General features: G+C 61.7%; 10 protein-coding genes and 3 rRNA genes. 4 read left to right on the top strand and 9 right to left on the bottom strand.

Annotation, left to right across the window (positions count from 1 at the left end):
* Positions 1-3: 3 nt before the first annotated feature.
* On the bottom strand, positions 4-678 hold the full coding sequence (locus tag SINAC_RS16295; protein ID WP_015246732.1) for an SGNH/GDSL hydrolase family protein: 675 nt from the start codon (positions 676-678) through the stop codon (positions 4-6).
* A gap of 412 nt (positions 679-1,090) precedes the next feature.
* On the opposite strand from SINAC_RS16295, the gene SINAC_RS16290 reads away from it, so the two are divergent.
* The 4 genes from SINAC_RS16290 to SINAC_RS16275 all read left to right on the top strand — a co-directional run bounded on the left by SINAC_RS16290 (position 1,091) and on the right by SINAC_RS16275 (position 4,585).
* Complete coding sequence (locus tag SINAC_RS16290; protein ID WP_020466052.1) at positions 1,091-2,491, top strand: MFS transporter; 1,401 nt, start codon at positions 1,091-1,093, stop codon at positions 2,489-2,491.
* A gap of 126 nt (positions 2,492-2,617) precedes the next feature.
* Positions 2,618-2,866, top strand: coding sequence for a hypothetical protein (locus tag SINAC_RS16285; RefSeq protein WP_237722508.1), 249 nt, complete (start codon positions 2,618-2,620; stop codon positions 2,864-2,866).
* A gap of 14 nt (positions 2,867-2,880) precedes the next feature.
* A complete protein-coding gene (locus SINAC_RS16280; protein WP_015246729.1) occupies positions 2,881-3,282 on the top strand; it encodes a YraN family protein in 402 nt (133 codons plus the stop codon).
* Between the two features lie 376 nt (positions 3,283-3,658).
* The gene (locus tag SINAC_RS16275) at positions 3,659-4,585 is read left to right on the top strand and encodes an EF-hand domain-containing protein (RefSeq protein WP_020466054.1); all 927 of its coding nucleotides are present in this window, start codon (positions 3,659-3,661) and stop codon (positions 4,583-4,585) included.
* A gap of 170 nt (positions 4,586-4,755) precedes the next feature.
* Here the strand turns inward: SINAC_RS16275 and SINAC_RS16270 are convergent, their stop codons facing one another.
* From SINAC_RS16270 to SINAC_RS16235, 8 genes are all read right to left on the bottom strand, one after another.
* Entirely contained in the window at positions 4,756-5,727 is a 972-nt protein-coding gene (locus SINAC_RS16270) for a Gfo/Idh/MocA family protein (protein WP_015246727.1), read from the bottom strand.
* A gap of 27 nt (positions 5,728-5,754) precedes the next feature.
* Positions 5,755-7,293 (bottom strand): glycosyltransferase family 87 protein, encoded by a 1,539-nt coding sequence (locus SINAC_RS16265; RefSeq protein WP_015246726.1) that lies wholly within the window; start codon positions 7,291-7,293, stop codon positions 5,755-5,757.
* A 280-nt stretch (positions 7,294-7,573) separates the two neighbouring features.
* Positions 7,574-7,682: ribosomal RNA gene (gene rrf, locus SINAC_RS16260) — 5S ribosomal RNA — on the bottom strand.
* Positions 7,683-7,922: 240 nt separating this feature from the next.
* Positions 7,923-10,724, bottom strand: a 23S ribosomal RNA gene (locus SINAC_RS16255).
* 623 nt (positions 10,725-11,347) lie between these two features.
* Positions 11,348-12,861, bottom strand: a 16S ribosomal RNA gene (locus tag SINAC_RS16250).
* The 16S, 23S and 5S rRNA genes sit together here, the layout of an rRNA operon.
* A gap of 485 nt (positions 12,862-13,346) precedes the next feature.
* Positions 13,347-13,646 carry a molybdopterin converting factor subunit 1 gene (gene moaD, locus SINAC_RS16245; RefSeq protein WP_015246724.1) on the bottom strand — a complete coding sequence of 100 codons (300 nt, stop codon included), beginning with the start codon at positions 13,644-13,646 and terminating at the stop codon, positions 13,347-13,349.
* 93 nt (positions 13,647-13,739) lie between these two features.
* Positions 13,740-14,342 (bottom strand): nucleotidyltransferase family protein, encoded by a 603-nt coding sequence (locus tag SINAC_RS16240; protein ID WP_015246723.1) that lies wholly within the window; start codon positions 14,340-14,342, stop codon positions 13,740-13,742.
* A complete protein-coding gene (locus SINAC_RS16235; RefSeq protein WP_015246722.1) occupies positions 14,339-15,445 on the bottom strand; it encodes an XdhC family protein in 1,107 nt (368 codons plus the stop codon). Before SINAC_RS16235 ends, SINAC_RS16240 begins: the two co-directional genes overlap by 4 nt.
* Between the last annotated feature and the right edge of the window lie 146 nt (positions 15,446-15,591).

Here is a 15,591-nt window from a genome sequence, read left to right as displayed (position 1 = left end):
TCTTCAGCGGGGAGGAGCGCCGGAGGGGAGGTGTTGGCTGATGAACGCGGCGACCTGCTTTCCGAGCCGTTCTCGCCCTTCGGGGCTGAAGTGAACGCCGTCGGTGGTCATGATCTTGGCCGTGGCGACGGAGTCGTCAGGTAAGGCGGTCCGCAAGTCATCGACGGGCACCTTGAGTTCGTCCATCACTTTGAGGGCGATCTGGTTGTACTGGTCGATGGAGGCTTGAAGCAGTTCGTAATCCGCCTTGGTCCGCGCCTGGGCGGCTCGGTCGTCGAGGATCGGCGTGGAGGTGGCGAACAGGACGACTGCGCCTGTCTCCTTGCGGATCCGCGCGATGATTTCTCTCAGGTTTGCCTCGTACTGTTTGGGTGAGACCTGGAACGTCCCGGTCGTCTTGGACTTCTTGGTGTCGTGGATTCCGCAGTTGAAATGGACGACGGCCGGTTGTTCGCGAATGACCCACTCGTCGAGGTGCTTGAGCACGTTTTGGCTGTCGCCCCCGTTCGGCTTGGGGCTGATGATCTTGACCTTACCGGCGAGTTCGGCCTCGACGGTGGGCGCATAGCCGAGGCGGATGGAGTCGCCGATGAGAACGACCTTGGCTGGTTCCGTGGCCAAGGCCGAAACTGAGGTGACGGCGATCATTGCCGGGACGAGGCGGGTCATCAGACGCATCGGGAGGATCCTTCGAGGGGCGTGATTCCTTCGGAAAAAAAGGCGGCCGGGACGATTCCCCTGCTCTTCATTTGTGGAGCCGTTCGTCTCGTTTGGCCGACTCGCCTCAGCGTAGGAGACCGTTGCGCTGGGAGCAAGCGAATGAGGGGACTTCACGTCGCTCGCCTCGGTTTGTCATCATCCGGTTGTCTCTTTGTCAACGTCAATGCGCATGAGTTGGTTGCGGCGCGATCTGGGCTCTGGCAATGTAGGGCGACCGATGGTTTTTCCTCCTGGCTGCCCGGCTCGGGCTGTGGTGACGTTAGGGAGGGGGGAGGCTTTGCCCGTGGCCCAGTCAGTTGGAGAACCGGATGTTGCCGTGACGACTTCCCCGACCAGGGCGGAGCCGTGGGCCTGGGGAATCTGTTGGTTGATGTTCGCGTCAACCGCGCTCAACTACATGGATCGGCAGTCGATTTCGCTCGTTGGGTCGATGATCCAGAAAGAGTTCAATCTCAGCTTCGCCGACTTCGGCTGGGTCTTGGCCTCGTTTCAATTGACTTACGCCGTGTGCCAGGTGCCGGCGGGCTATTTGGTGGACCGCTGGAACGTGCGTTGGGCGTACGCTGGTGCGGTGGCCTTTTGGTCGCTGGCGGGGATGGCGGCGGCGTTCGCGCCGAGCCTGGCCGTGCTGATGATCCTGCGCGCGTTGCTGGGTGTGGGTGAGTCGTTCAACTGGCCTTGCGGGTTACGTGCGAATGCGATGATCCTGCCTCCGGCCGATCGCAGCCTGGGCAACGGAATCTTCAATTCGGGAGCCGCGGTGGGGGCGGTGCTGACCCCCTTGGTGGTGCCGATCCTGGCGAACAAGTATGGCTGGCGGACGGCGTTTATGGTCGTCGGGATCCTCGGTTTTCTCTGGGTGGGGGTCTGGTTAACCGTAATCAGCGGTCCGCGACGCAACATCTTCGCGGGCCGATCGGCCGCGAAGCCGCGACCTGCTGACGACCTGGTGGACGAGACCGAGACCCCGTCCGGACTCTCGAGCCAGGCGATCCTTGGGTTTGGCAAGGTGGTGGTGGCGGCTCTCCTGGTGGCCTTCTCGGCTTATTGGTTTGGCCGGACGGCGATTTGGTGGGGAATCACGGTGCTCATGGTCGGCCTCTTGCTGGCCGCCCTGGCCTTGCCGATGCAGGCGCTCAAAGGGGCCGACTGGGCCCAGAGCCTGGGCGAGATCGTCAGGCTTCGGCGATTCTGGATCCTCGTCCTGGCCTCCATCTCGATCAATATTTGCTGGCACTTTCTGGTTGCCTGGCTGCCCCTCTTCCTGATCAAAGATCGAGGCATGGCATACCTTGAAGGCGGCCTTTTCAGTGCGATTCCGTTCTTGGCGGCTGACGTGGGGAACATTGGCGGCGGAGCCTTGTCCTCGTTCCTGGCCCGCCGTGGGATGAGCGCTGCGCGCGCCCGGATTCTCGTTATCTCCTGCTGCACCCTGCTGATTACAAGCGGGGCCCTGGTTGGTTCAGTCTCGAACGACACCGTGGTCCTTATCCTGATCGCGGTCATGGCGATGGGGACCGCAGCGTTCATGGCGAACTACTTTGCGTTCATCCAGGAAGTGTCGCCCCGGCATACAGGGTTAGTCGCTGGGATTCTGGGGGGACTCGGTAACCTCTTTGCAGCCGGTTTTCATCCTGTCGTCGGCTGGGCCAAAGACACAACCGGGAGTTTTGGGATCTTGTTCGTTGTCGTGGGCCTGATTCCGTACGTCGGATTAGGGGCCTTGGCTTTGGGGTGGGGGACCCGATCAGAGGAGGCGGAATCAAGCTAGACGGCTTTCGGAGAATCTGACATGATCCGCCGCGATCCTGTCAAACGGGCGTTCGCCCCCTCATTTCTTCTGGGGCGACGTCTCGGTCCGGACCGTCTCTTTGGTCCTTCGCAAGGTGGTGTCGCAATGAAGCGTCTCATTCTCGGCCTCGTCTGTGCGTGCTGCTGTCTCAGTGGTTGTGAGTTGCTCGAGCACAACAAACGAGCAAAGTCGGGTGATCTGGCTCATGACCACGAGCACGAACAGACAGAGGAGACCGACAGCGTTGGAGCGGTCAAGTCACCGCCCCCCAAAGGTTTCTTTCATGGGACCCGGCTCCCCGGCGCGCTGAGTTCCGATGCACGGGACATCGAGCGAAGCCTGGGAGTTCCCTGATCGAGCGCGGTGTCATGAACCCAATCGTGCGGGCCGCCTTGAGCCGACTGCTGGGCAACCGTGGGGAGCGTCACGCTGCGCGTTTCCTGCGAGGGCAGGGATTTCGGATCCTGGCGAAAGGCTACCGCACACCCCTCGGCGAGATTGATCTGATCGCGCGCGACGGCGACATCCTGGTTTTCGTCGAGGTCAAATCGCGCCGGCAGGGGCAACCGGCCGAGGCGGTTACCCTGGAGAAGCAGCGCCGGCTGACCCTGGCCGCGCTTCAGTTCCTCGCTCAGCACCGGCTGCTCGAAAACCAACGGGCCCGGTTCGATGTCGTCGCGATCGTTTGGCCTGACGATCGCAAAGCCCCTACCGTCGAGCACTTCCGCAACGCATTCGAGGCAGTGGGCCGGGGCCAGATGTTCCGATAATCGAATGCTCGCTCAATCGTTCCTTGCTCCTACCTGACCGTCCCCTCACTCATCCTTACTCCCACTTTTTCTTTGCTATGTTGAAGCTAAGCATGCGCAGCAACTCGTTGCGCGGAACCTCGCGGAGCGCTGCGCACCCTGAAATGGAGTGGCGGTGAGTTTGCAGAAGGTAGTGTTAATATAGAGAAGGAAGCCAAGCAGGCAAAGCTTGAGACAAACGATTCCGTTGAACCGTTGGAATGAAGTCCTTCCTGGCATCGAGCTTGCTTAGCTAAGTGCCGACGACATCGACGGTCGGTTTGACCAGGAGTGTGGCCATGTCGACCGGCCGGCCCTGATCGCTCTGCAAGAGCCGATCAAAGGAGAGGACATACAAATGATGACACTACGATCGCTTGGGTTGGGCATGTTGGCCTTGGGTTTTCTGGTCTTGCCCGCGAGGGCGGACGACAATGACAAGGACAAGAAGGGAGTTGTGGATCTTCCCGGTCCGATCGACAACCTGGAAGATCTTCAGGACACAGGTCGAATGCTCTTCATGATGGCCGACACCAACAAGGACGGTCAGATCTCGCAACAAGAAGCGATCGACGCAGGAAATTTGCTGGTCGGCGGTTACTTCTTCCGCGCTGACAAGGATGGTAATGGAGCCGTCAGCAAGGAGGAAGCCGATCAGGCCCGTGAGGCCCTCCTGGCGCAAAGGCCGCTCCTACGAGTGATTGTCCAGCGTGCACAAGCGAAAGATCCCAAGATCACGGCCGCGACCCGCAATGCACGGCAAGGCGTGATGAGCCTGCTCGACACTAACAACGACGGTCAGATTCAGGCGCCCGAGGTAAGGCAGGCGGTCCAGTCGACTGTTCAGAGCGTGTATGCCGTGGCTGACACGAACCGCGACGGCCAGATGAGCCCCAGCGAAGTGAATGCTGCCCTGGCGGGGGCTGCGCGGTCGGTGGTCCAGGCGATGTATCAGAAAGCCGACACCGACGGCAACGGTCAACTGAGCCAGGCCGAATATGACAAGGCGATCATCGAGCCGGCCAACGTGGTCTTCCTCGTGCTCGACGCCAACAACGACGGGCAGCTCTCTCCCCAGGAGTTTCAGGCCGCCGAGCGTGCCTTGGCCAGCCAACTCCGGAAGATGAACGTGCCCGAACCGGCCAACTCGCCCAAGAATTTGATCGAGTCGGGCCGCACTCCGGCCCAGGCAGCCCCCGTGCCGAACTTCAACGCGGTGGGGGTTCGTCCGGCCCAGCCCCAGCCTGCGGTGCAGCCCCAACCCGCGCCTCAGCCCCGCCAATAAGCGATAGCGGACAAGAACGACGGATTCACTCGCTGTCGTGTTAACGGAGCGGAGTCGACGAAACCGCGAAGGGCAGGCTTTGGCCTGCCCTTCCGCGATTTCCGGTGCGCTTGGCCGAACTGTTTTCCGGGACTCACTCACTTCCGGGCGCGTTGGAGTCGCGCTGCGGGTCAGGCTGTCCGTGCGGCGGACAGAATAGCGTCGAGGGCTGCCATTTGGTTCAGACCGTCCTCGGCGGGTTTGGTCAGGCGTCCGCCGTTCGCCACAGCCTGAGACATGGCATCAACCATCCCTCCGTACTGGTTATGGCCGTCGAAGACGAGTTCTTTGACCGAGTCGGCCGTGCGGAGCTGGGCGGTCGGCCGGGCTGGAGGAAGGTAGGCGTCGGGGACTTCGATCACACCGGTCGTGCCGACCAGCTCGTACGTGCAGCGAAAGGGCTGCTCGAAGCTGCAATCCACTTGCCCGAGCACCCCGTTGGGGAACCGCAGGCTGGCCGTCAAGGAGAGGTCGACTCCCGTCGGTCCGAACCGAGCGACCGCCCCGTAGGCGTCGGCCTCGACTCCTGCGAAGAGCCGCGCTGTGCTCACTCCGTAGCAGCCGACGTCCCAGAGCGCTCCGCCGCCCCGTGCGGGATCGAGCCGCCAGTCACCCGGGTCGACGGTGATCGAGAACGAGGAACGGACCAAGCGGAGCTCGCCGATCGCCCCTTCGGCCACCAGCCGTCTGAGGGCCTCGGTCCTCGGTTGATGCCCCCACATGAACGCTTCCATCAGGACCACGCCGCGCGCCTTGCAATGGGCGACCATTTCGCGGGCCTCGGCTGCATTGAGCGCTAACGGCTTCTCGCAGAGAATATGCTTTCCGGCGTCGGCGGCCGCAAACACCCATGGGCGATGCAGTTCGTTGGGCAGTGGGATGTAGACCACGTCCACTTCCGGGTCGTCAAGTACCTCTTCATAAGAACCATAGGCGCTCGGAACCGAGAACTCGGCCGCCCAGGCGTGGGCGGTCTCCAGGTTGCGGCTGGCCAGCGCTTGGAGGTGGTTTTGGCTCGAGGCGCGGATCCCCGGAATGAGACCACGGCGCGTGATCCGGGCGCACCCGAGGATGCCCCAACGGAGCTTCGGGTTGGCAGTCATGGGCGGTTCGGCTCCTCGATTTCAGTTTCAGGGTCGGTTCAGTCTGACCTCGGACACCTTCGCCGAACCTGGCTCCGAGGGCAAGGGGGAGGCGTCATTACCAGGCTTTCCCCTTGCGATCGTCGAAGGTTCTTCGAGCAGGCCGATGTCGGTCCGTCCGAGAACGAGGGGTTCCATCGCGATGGTTGCCGCCCGACTTGTGCGATCTGATCGGCGCAGGCGGTGGGTGAGCACCCCGAACAGGGCCAGCGTCAGACCGCCGGCGAGGAGCAGGAACTGGGCCATCTCGGTGGCACCGCCGAGGAAGAACCGCAGGCGGCTCACGAGCAGGCCGCTCATCAGCATCAGCGCGGGGATCTCGAGGCGTCGCCACCGGAGCATGGCCGGGAGGAGGAGGGCGAGTGGAGCGAGAAGGAGGATATCGGCGTAGCTGAAACGGAGCGGCAGGAAAAACTCGCTGCCGAGCGCCGTGATGAGAGCCAGGGCGGCCGTTCCTCGCGACCCCACGAGGATACCGCGCATCCGCAAGGCCAGCGCCAGGGCACCGATGGCCGTCAGCCAGAGGGCCAAGCCGAACCGATCAAGCCGAACGTGTGCCTTGATTTTCATGGTCCAGGCCCAGGAATCGAGCAGCGGCTTGAAGTTTCGCAACGTGCTTCCGCCGGTGTCGATATCCCAGTAACGGCTCAAGTCGCGGCCCTCGGCGTCGCGGGGAACCTCACGGGGCGGTCCGTACCGCTCGATCAGGAGACTCGGGCCGTGGTCGAAGAGTTCGTCCCATACCTGGACGTTGTGGGCGTAGCTGATCCAGCCGGCTCGTCCCACCACCGGCAGGGTGGCTGCGGCCGTGAGGGCGGCCGTGACGATCAGGCCGGTGGCGCATTTCCGATATCCGAGCAGGGTCAGCGGTAGAGCCATCAGCAGGAAGTTTGGTCGCAGGGCCACGGCGAGCCCGAAAGCAAGGCCCGCGCTCCAGGTGTCGCCACGCCGTCGAGTGAGACTGCGGAGGCCGGCTGCCAGCCCCAGCAGAACAAAGACATAAAACTGTCCGCGTTCGACATGAAACCGCCAGAAGTCGCTGGCGACGAAGAAAATGAGGGCGATTCCCAGGAACGCCCTTCGTGCGGCCTGCCCCGGGATCGTTCCCAGCAACAACGCGATCGAGCAGGCCAGGGCTGCCCATTCGAGGAGGCCCCAGAACCACCGTTGCGCCGGGTACGGCAGCCCGCTCGGGAGGGCGTAACAGAGTAAGAGCGACGGTGTATAGGTCGCCCGACTTGGACCAGGATGGGGCCGTAGGGGGTCGAGCAACTCCGGCGTCGGGTGGGCGAACCAGTCGAATGTGTAAGGATCCAGCTTAGCTCGAATGGCCCGGGCACCGACCACCTTGCAGCGAAGGTCTACGCCGGCGAATTCGCGGAGGTCCGTCATGCTCTGCACGAACGCGGCAAGGCTCATCAGGCTGCCCAGGATCACCAGCCAGCGCAGGTATCGCCAACGGCCGCGCGATGTCCCGACGATATCCGAACCTGGGGACGGCGGCGGTAAACTGGTCGTTATGGACATATTACATACCGACTTCCCAACCCCATCTGTTCCGTACCCGGCTGAAATCAGACGAGCCTCTGTGATCTTAGAACATGGGTGAGAAGCGGGCTGATTGATCGGATGGGCACCCCCCTCATGCCTTTTCTTGTGAGGTGGCCATCACCCCGAGGATTAGACAGGGAGCTGTCGTTCTCCGCTTGCCTGTTGGGGCGAGCGCCGTTCCCGGGGCGAAGCGACCGCGCAACGAAAAACGCCCCGCCCCTTCGTTGAAGAAGGGGCGGGGCGTCGTTGAAAAGGATTCCGGCGATCACCGACTTTCGCGCCAAAGGCACTATCATGGGCCTGACGGGCTTAACGGCCGTGTTCGGAATGGGAACGGGTGGGACCCCGTCAGTATGTTCGCCGGAAAAGCAACCGGCGGGCGATCAAACCCGCCGGTTCCGTGTGCTTACTCTCACAGTGGTCGTCACGCAAGCTCAAACCGCGGTTTCATGGGCATGACCAACCGACTTCGAGTCTCTTCACGACGCGTGGTCCCTCAAGGATGGGAATACGTCGCCGTGTGATCGATCGAATACGATCGGTGAATGATGCAACCCAGATTCCTGTCCTTCGCGTCCCTGATGGGAACCGGCGGACGGATCGGGGTGGTCAAGCGATCGGCTGTTAGGACCGGTCGGCTGCGGCGATCACTCGCCGTGCACTCCCGGCCTATCGACCTGGTCGTCTTCCAGGAGCCTTCGCACTTGCGTGCTGGAAACCTCGTCTTGAAGAGGGCTTCGCGCTTAGATGCCTTCAGCGCTTATCCTTTCCCGACCTAGCTACCCGGCGGTGCCCCGAGCGGGACAGCCGGTACACCAGAGGTCGGTCCTCCCCAATCCTCTCGTACTAGGGGAGACCCTTCGCAAGTTTCCTACGCCCACGGCAGATAGGGACCGACCTGTCTCACGACGGTCTGAACCCAGCTCGCGTACCGCTTTCATTGGCGAACAGCCAAACCCTTGGGACCTTCTCCAGCCCCAGGATGCGATGAGCCGACATCGAGGTGCCAAACCTCCCCGCCGCTATGGACGCTCGGGGGAGATCAGCCTGTTATCCCCGGAGTACCTTTTATCTGTTGAGCGACGGCCTTTCCATCCAGCACCGCCGGATCACTAACGCCGACTTTCGTCCCTGCTCGACTGATGGGTCTCGCAGTCAGGCACCCTTCTACGTTTGCGCTCATGTTGCCAGATTGCCGACCTGGCCGAGGGTACCATTGCACTCCTCCGTTACTCTTTGGGAGGAGACCGCCCCAGTCAAACTGCCCGATGAGCACGGTCCCGGTCCGGGCTACGGACCGGTGAGGATCAGAGTCATTTCAGGGTGGTATTTCACCAGTGGCTCCCCGACGGCTGGCGCCGCCGGATCACGGCCTCCCACCTATCCTACACAGAAAGGACGCTGACCCAGTGCCAACCTGCAGTAAAGGTTCACGGGGTCTTTCCGTCTGACCGCGGGTACGTGGCATCTTCACCACGGCTACAGTTTCACCGGGTCCCTCGTGGAGACAGTGCTCCAGTCGTTACGCCATTCATGCAGGTCGGAACTTACCCGACAAGGAACTTCGCTACCTTAGGACCGTCATAGTTACGGCCGCCGTTTATCGGGGCTTCGGTCGCCAACTTCAGCTTACGCCTCATCGGCTCCCTTAACCTACCGACACCGAGCAGGCGTCAGACTCTATACGTCCTCTTGCGAGTTGGCAGAGTCCTGTGTTTTTGATAAACAGTCGCTAGAGCCGATTCTCTGCGGCTCTCCTTACGGAGAGCACCCCTTGTACCGAAGGTACGGGGTCATTTTGCCGAGTTCCTTCACGAGGGTTCTCCCGAACGCCTTCGGATACTCGCCTAGCACACCTGTGTCGGATTGCGGTACGGGCCGGATGGTTCGTCCCGACGGGGCTTTTCGTGGCCGGCTCGTCATCAGGCTTCCAGATCGAATGCTGTCGGCCTTGCGGCACGGGGTCATCTAACACCCCGACCTGACTGGAACCGGCGTCCTCCGTCGTTCAACCTTACCATCGGGTGGCGGAATATTAACCGTCTGTCCATCGGCTACGCCCTTGGGCCTCGCCTTAGGTCCCGACTGACCCTGGGCGGATTGACCTTCCCCAGGAAACCTTGTGCTTTCGGCGGACAGGCTTCCCACCTGTCTTGTCGTTACTCGTTCCGGCATTCGCACTCGCCCACGCTCCACTGGTCGTTTCCATCCAGCTTCGTTGCGGTGGGCGACGCTCTCCTACCATCATTGCTGATCCGCGACTGCGGCACGACGCTTAGTCCCCGTCATTTTCGGCGCGGGATGGCTCGACCGGTAAGCTGTTACGCACTTTTGAAATGATGGCTGCTTCTAAGCCAACATCCCGGCTGTCACCGCGATCCCACTTCCTTTGCCACTGAGCGTCGATTTGGGGGCCTTGGTCGGCGGTCTGGGTTGTTTCCCTTTTGAACGTGAAGCTTATCCCCCACGTTCTGACTCCCGGGGTCCGTCGTGCGGTATTCGGAGTTGGGTTTCGGAGGGTAGGCGGGAAGCCCCCCTACCGAATTCCGTCGCTCTACCCCCGCACGATATGTCCCGAGGCTGGCCCTAAAGCCATTTCGGAGAGAACGAGCTATCTCCAGGTTTGATAAGACTTTCACTCCTCCCCACGGGTCCTCCCCCAGTTTTTCAACACTGGTGGGTTCGGTCCTCCACGACCGGTTAGGGTCGCTTCAACCTGCCCATGGGTAGTTCACCTGGTTTCGCGTCTACTGCACCCGACTATGGCGCCCGATGAAGACTCGCTTTCGCTACGGCTCCCCCCCTGAAGGGGTTAACCTGGGGCCGGATACAGTAACTCGCCGGATCATTATGCAAAAGGCACGCGGTCACGCGGCCCGAAGGCATCGCGCTCCCACCGCTTGTAGGCACGGGGTTTCAGGTTCAGTCTCCTCCCCTCATCGGGGTTCTTCCCACCGTTCGGTCGCCCTACTGGGTTCGCTATCGGTCGTCATCGAGTGCTTAGCCTTGCGGGATGGTCCCCGCCGATTCAGGCCGGGTTTCACGTGCCCGACCCTACTCGGGTACCGAAGAGGGGAGATTGCATCGTCGCCTACGGGGCTATCACCCGCTCTGGCGCTCCGTTCCAGGAGGCTTCGGCTGACGCTCACTCATCCCATGTTATCGGCCCCACGACCCCGCGTGGTGTCCCACTCGGTTTAGGCTGATCCCCGTTCGCTCGCCGCTACTGAGGGAGTCTCGGTTGATTTCCTTTCCTCCGGGTACTGAGATGTTTCAGTTCCCCGGGTCTCTACAGGCATTCCGGGATCGACGTTCGTTGGGCAACTCCCCCGGACATATCGCAGCCTTCCACGCCTGTCTCTCTGATGACGCCTAGGCATCCCCCCCGTGCCCTTAGGAGCTTGACCACGCCGATCCGGACGCCGCGGTTTCCCGAAGGAAGCTCGACAGCCGAATCTGCGAGGGGTCAGTCCCCGATCTGTCTTCGATCGAGTGCCCAGCGTCTCGCGACGCAGGCTCACTCTCACTTGGGTAACGATCCCCATTGTGAGGTCGGTCGCTGTCGCAGCGATCGACACTCACGCATCCGTAAGGGTTCCACTGTATTGTGGAGAGATTCTTCTACTTGGTCTGCCACGACCACTTGTTTGCGGTTCTCACTTGCGTGACTTAACCACCGGATTGTGAAAGAGCAACCGAATTCCCATCACAACCCCGCAAGGCCGAAGCCTTGAAGAGCTATGCTCGGAATCCGCACTGGCCGCTGGCCAGGGGGTGAGACCGCGTACGGTCGCACCCCGCACCCAGCAGTGCAAAGCAAACGAAGAACAGAAAGCGAAAGGACCCCTCGGGTGAGGAGTCCCCTCATTGGTCGATCGTGTTCGTGGTGAGAAAACCTTCGTGGGAAGCCGGCGTAAAAACCATCTGATCAAGGAGACGGTGCCGATGCGGCTCTTCTTATCACGAAGCGAGCGGTGTGACCCACATCGGTTCGGATTCAGAGCCGAGATTTTCTAAGAAAAATCCTTAGAAAGGAGGTGATCCAACCGCAGGTTCCCCTACGGTTACCTTGTTACGACTTAGTCCCCATCACGGGTTTCATCTTCGGCGCCTGCCTTGCGGCTCCGGCGACTTCGGATGCCCCCCGCTTTGGTGGCTTGACGGGCGGTGTGTACAAGGCTCAGGAACACATTCACCGCGGCATGCTGATCCGCGATTACTAGCGATTCCAGCTTCATGCGGGCGGGTTGCAGCCCGCAATCCGAACTGAGGAACGGTTTTTGCGATTAGCATGACTTTGCAGCCTAGCAACGCTCTGTCCGCCCCATTGTAGTACGTGTGCAGCCCCAAGCATAAGGGCCATGAGGACTTGACGTCATCCCCGCCTTCCTCCGGCTTAACGCCGGCGGTCTGTCTAGAGTTCCCGGCACGACCCGCTGGCAACTAGACACAGGGGTTTCGCTCGTTAGGGGACTTAACCCAACACCTCACGGCACGAGCTGACGACAGCCATGCAGCACCTGTGCACGTTGTTCCTTGCGGCCTCACCGACGTTTCCGCCGGCTAATCCGTGCATGTCAAGCCTGGGATAAGGTTTTGCGCGTAGCCTCGAATTAAGCCACATACTCCACCGCTTGTGTGAGCCCCCGTCAATTCCTTTGAGTTTCAGCCTTGCGACCATACTCCCCAGGCGGGGTACTTCACGGTTTCCCTACGACAGGGAGCCCATCGGCGAGCCCCCTATCCAGTACCCATCGTTTACGGCCAGGACTACCGGGGTATCTAATCCCGTTCGCTCCCCTGGCTTTCGCGTCTCAGCGTCAGTAGGCATCCAGGACCTCGCTTTCGCCACGGGCGTTCCTTCCGATCTCAACGCATTTCACCGCTCCACCGGAAGTTCCAGGTCCCCCTATGCCCCTCCAGACTCGTCGTATCCACGCCCGTTCCCCGGTTGAGCCGGGGGATTTCAGCGACAGACGCACGAATCCGCCTACACGCGCTTTAAGCCCAATGATTCCGAATAACGTTCGCACGGTTCGTCTTACCGCGGCTGCTGGCACGAACTTAGCCCGTGCTTCCTCCAGGGATCAATCAAGGCTTTTCAGCCCTTTTTCCCCCTCGACAGGAGTTTACAACCCGAAGGCCTTCATCCTCCACGCGGCGTCGCTCGGTCAGGCTTGCGCCCATTGCCGAAGATTCTCGACTGCAGCCTCCCGTAGGAGTCTGGGCAGTGTCTCAGTCCCAGTGTGCCGGGCCACGCTCGCACGCCCGGTAGGCATCACAGCCTTGGTGGGCCATTACCCCGCCAACAAGCTAATACCACGACAGCCCGTCCCACGACGCCGAAGCTTTGGCAAAACACCGATGCCGGTGTCGTTGCGTCGCTGGGGATTACCCGCGGTTTCCCGCGGCTATACCCAATCCTGGGGTTGGTTACCGTCGCCTTACTCACCCTTGCGCCACTGGCCTTGCGGCCCGTTCGACTTGCATGCCTAATCCACGCCGCCAACGTTCATTCTGAGCCAGGATCAAACCCTTCGAGATTGGTCGTCTCCCCTGCTCCGAAGAGCAGAACGAGCCGGTCCTCACCTTCAAAAGGGTTGAGGAATTTGCTAACTGGTCGCAGCTCGAGTTCACCGGGGCACGCCCCTGCTCCCTCGTGCTGTTGGCTGTTGGATCCGTCTCCGTCGCGGTTCGACCTCCAACCAAACGGGGTCGAGACGACTCAAACGGCTCCACGCCGGCTTCCCTCAAAGGTTCTCTTCAACCACAAGAACCACGATCGACCGGATTGTCAAAGAACGAACGTGCTATCGAAGCGATTGGCCGGAGTGACTTGCCCTGGGGGCGTGTCACGCCGGCCGACTCTACCGACAACATCACGGCCCGCTGTTTTGGTGATCGGTTGCCCGTCCCAAGTCAGCCGGCCGTTTCGTTGTCACCCGTGGTGACACAGGCGACAGGGGAGATAATACCCGGATCCGAACCGAAGTCAATCGTTTGCTCTCGCTTGGCTTGTTGTGCTTGCATTAAACCGTTTGTAGTGAAGAGGTTACTGCCTGGGAATTTCTTGGATTAAGGCCGACGCCGCCACTCACTGGGGGAATCAGTGCGACTTCCTCTCCTTCCTGGATTGCCCTTGGGTCGTCGGCGTACTCGGATTCGATGGCAACCATCAGGTTGGGAATGAGTGGGGCCAGCTCGGGGTAGGCGCGGGCGAGCTCCTGCCTCAGGTCGGCGACTGTGGCGGATTCCGGGAGTTGGAGAGGGAGTTCCGATCGCCCCACAATCTGTTTGGCCAGGGCAAAGAGCCGGATGGTGACCTGCACGTGATTGCTTCCTTTGTTCCCCGGTGTCGGACACTCGCCACGAGAATTTCCCAGGCGAGCGAAATCTCCCACGCGATATTACTGATGCATCCGTCACTGCGAGGGAACCCATCGTTGGTAATCTTCGGGCGTGTCGAGATCGTCGAGCACGCCTGGTTCAGCCACCTCGACTTCGACGACCTCCGAGGCGTGGAGGGCGACAAGTGAGTTCAGGCCGGCACTTTGCGGAAGTTCTCGGCTCTTGAGCGCCATCGCCCAGGGGAGGACGATGGGATGACCTCGTCGCCCCTGGAAGGTGGGGGTGAGGATGGCTTCCGGAATGGCCTCAGCACGGTTCACGAGTTGAGAAACCAGCGCGGCGGTGATTCCGGGGCTGTCGGCCGGTGTAAGGATGACCGCTGAGGGATGGTCCGATCGTTCCAGGTGAGTCAGTCCGAGCTCGAACGAGGCCCGCATATCGGGGGGACGTGTCTCCGCAATGACGACAATGGCCCCTGCCCTGTCGGATTCGTCGATCAGGAGACCGGCTCCCGGCGCATCGCGAGGCGGAGTGACTACGACGACCGGCACTGCCCCCCCCTGCCGTAGGGCATGGACCACCCTGGTGATGACCGTCCGTCCGGCGATCGACAGGATCAGCTTGGGCTGTCCCATCCGTTCGCTCCTCCCGGCGGCCGGTACGATCGCCGCGATCATGGGTGGGAGAACCCGGAAACCGGGACCTCGTCGGGGGCCGGCTCGATCGCAGGGCGCGTGGCCTGTCCCGCCGGTCCCAGGTTGCGCCTGGCGATCAACTCGGCCACAATACTGATTGCGATTTCGGGGACGGTCTGCGAGCCGATTTCCAGTCCGACCGGCGCGGCCACGCGCTGAAGGGCCGACTCGGAGAAACCCATGTCGCGCAAACTTGCGAAGATGAGTCGGATCTTGCGGCGACTGCCGATCAGGCCGACGTAAGTCGCGGGTGTCGGAGCCAGATGATAGAGCGCTTCCTGGTCGTGGCCATGACCCCTGGTGACGATCAGGGCGTAAGTTCGTGACGTGATCTCGAGCGCGGGGAGTACTTCGTCGATCGGCCCGACGACGATTTTCGCCGCCATGGGAAATCGCTCTGGGTTGGCATACTGATGGCGATCGTCGACAACCCAAACCTCAAAATCGGCCTGTGCGGCGAGGTTGGCGACCCCCTGCCCGACGTGTCCTCCTCCGACGATGATCAGGCGGATCCGAGGCAAGGTCGGCAGGAAGGCGACCCCTGCTTTGACGCTGGGCCGAGGTCGGTCGGAGAGCGGAATTACCCCCTTGGCCGCTGCGTCCGGCGTTTGGCTTGTTGGCCAGGCCGCCGCGAGGGTTCCGTTGTGATCGAACAGGAATCGGCTCCCGACCGGCGCTCCCGCCCCTTCCTCGTTGACGACGACGGCCTCGGTGTACCCTTCGCCTGCTTCGAGGAGCTGTTGATAGATGCGGAAGTAAGCGAGCGGTTCGAGTCCACGGAGGGCCTCGGCGGCGATGACCATCTTCCCGCCGCAGATCAGGCCGTCGGCCCAGGCATAGTCGTGGTCGAGGATGAACGAGTGGACCTCTGCCCCGATCTCGCCAATTCGGCGGATCGCCTTCTGCTTTACCTCGGCTTCGACACATCCCCCCCCGAGCGTACCGGCCTGACCGCCGTCGGGGTCGACGACCATCAAGGCACCCGCCTTTTGGGGAGTCGACCCTTTGGTTTCGACCACCTGGCAAACGATCTGTTCCCGACCGCGCTCCAGGGCGTCGGTCAACCTTTGCAATACGTCGCGCATTGCGCCTGGGCCCTACCCGATCGAGGCAAATCGTGAAGCCGCCACCACGCCAAGGCTATCCCGCCGGCCATCGTTCGACAATCGGGCACTCCGGCCGCCGCGCGGTAATCCAGGCGGTCCACCGGGTGAACCCCAACCGCCCGCCC

Source organism: Singulisphaera acidiphila DSM 18658 (genome assembly GCF_000242455.2).
Taxonomy (GTDB): domain Bacteria; phylum Planctomycetota; class Planctomycetia; order Isosphaerales; family Isosphaeraceae; genus Singulisphaera; species Singulisphaera acidiphila.
This window is presented reverse-complemented; position numbering and strand designations above follow the sequence as displayed.

Excerpts from the sequence above, each read along its gene's own strand:
- SINAC_RS16295 (WP_015246732.1), bottom strand. The coding sequence starts at position 678 with ATGCGTCTGATGACCCGCCTCGTCCCGGCAATGATCGCCGTCACCTCA.
- SINAC_RS16290 (WP_020466052.1), top strand. The coding sequence starts at position 1,091 with ATGTTCGCGTCAACCGCGCTCAACTACATGGATCGGCAGTCGATTTCG.
- SINAC_RS16285 (WP_237722508.1), top strand. The coding sequence starts at position 2,618 with ATGAAGCGTCTCATTCTCGGCCTCGTCTGTGCGTGCTGCTGTCTCAGT.
- SINAC_RS16280 (WP_015246729.1), top strand. The coding sequence starts at position 2,881 with ATGAACCCAATCGTGCGGGCCGCCTTGAGCCGACTGCTGGGCAACCGT.
- SINAC_RS16275 (WP_020466054.1), top strand. The coding sequence starts at position 3,659 with ATGATGACACTACGATCGCTTGGGTTGGGCATGTTGGCCTTGGGTTTT.
- SINAC_RS16270 (WP_015246727.1), bottom strand. The coding sequence starts at position 5,727 with ATGACTGCCAACCCGAAGCTCCGTTGGGGCATCCTCGGGTGCGCCCGG.
- SINAC_RS16265 (WP_015246726.1), bottom strand. The coding sequence starts at position 7,293 with ATGTCCATAACGACCAGTTTACCGCCGCCGTCCCCAGGTTCGGATATC.
- SINAC_RS16240 (WP_015246723.1), bottom strand. The coding sequence starts at position 14,342 with ATGATCGCGGCGATCGTACCGGCCGCCGGGAGGAGCGAACGGATGGGA.
- SINAC_RS16235 (WP_015246722.1), bottom strand. The coding sequence starts at position 15,445 with ATGCGCGACGTATTGCAAAGGTTGACCGACGCCCTGGAGCGCGGTCGG.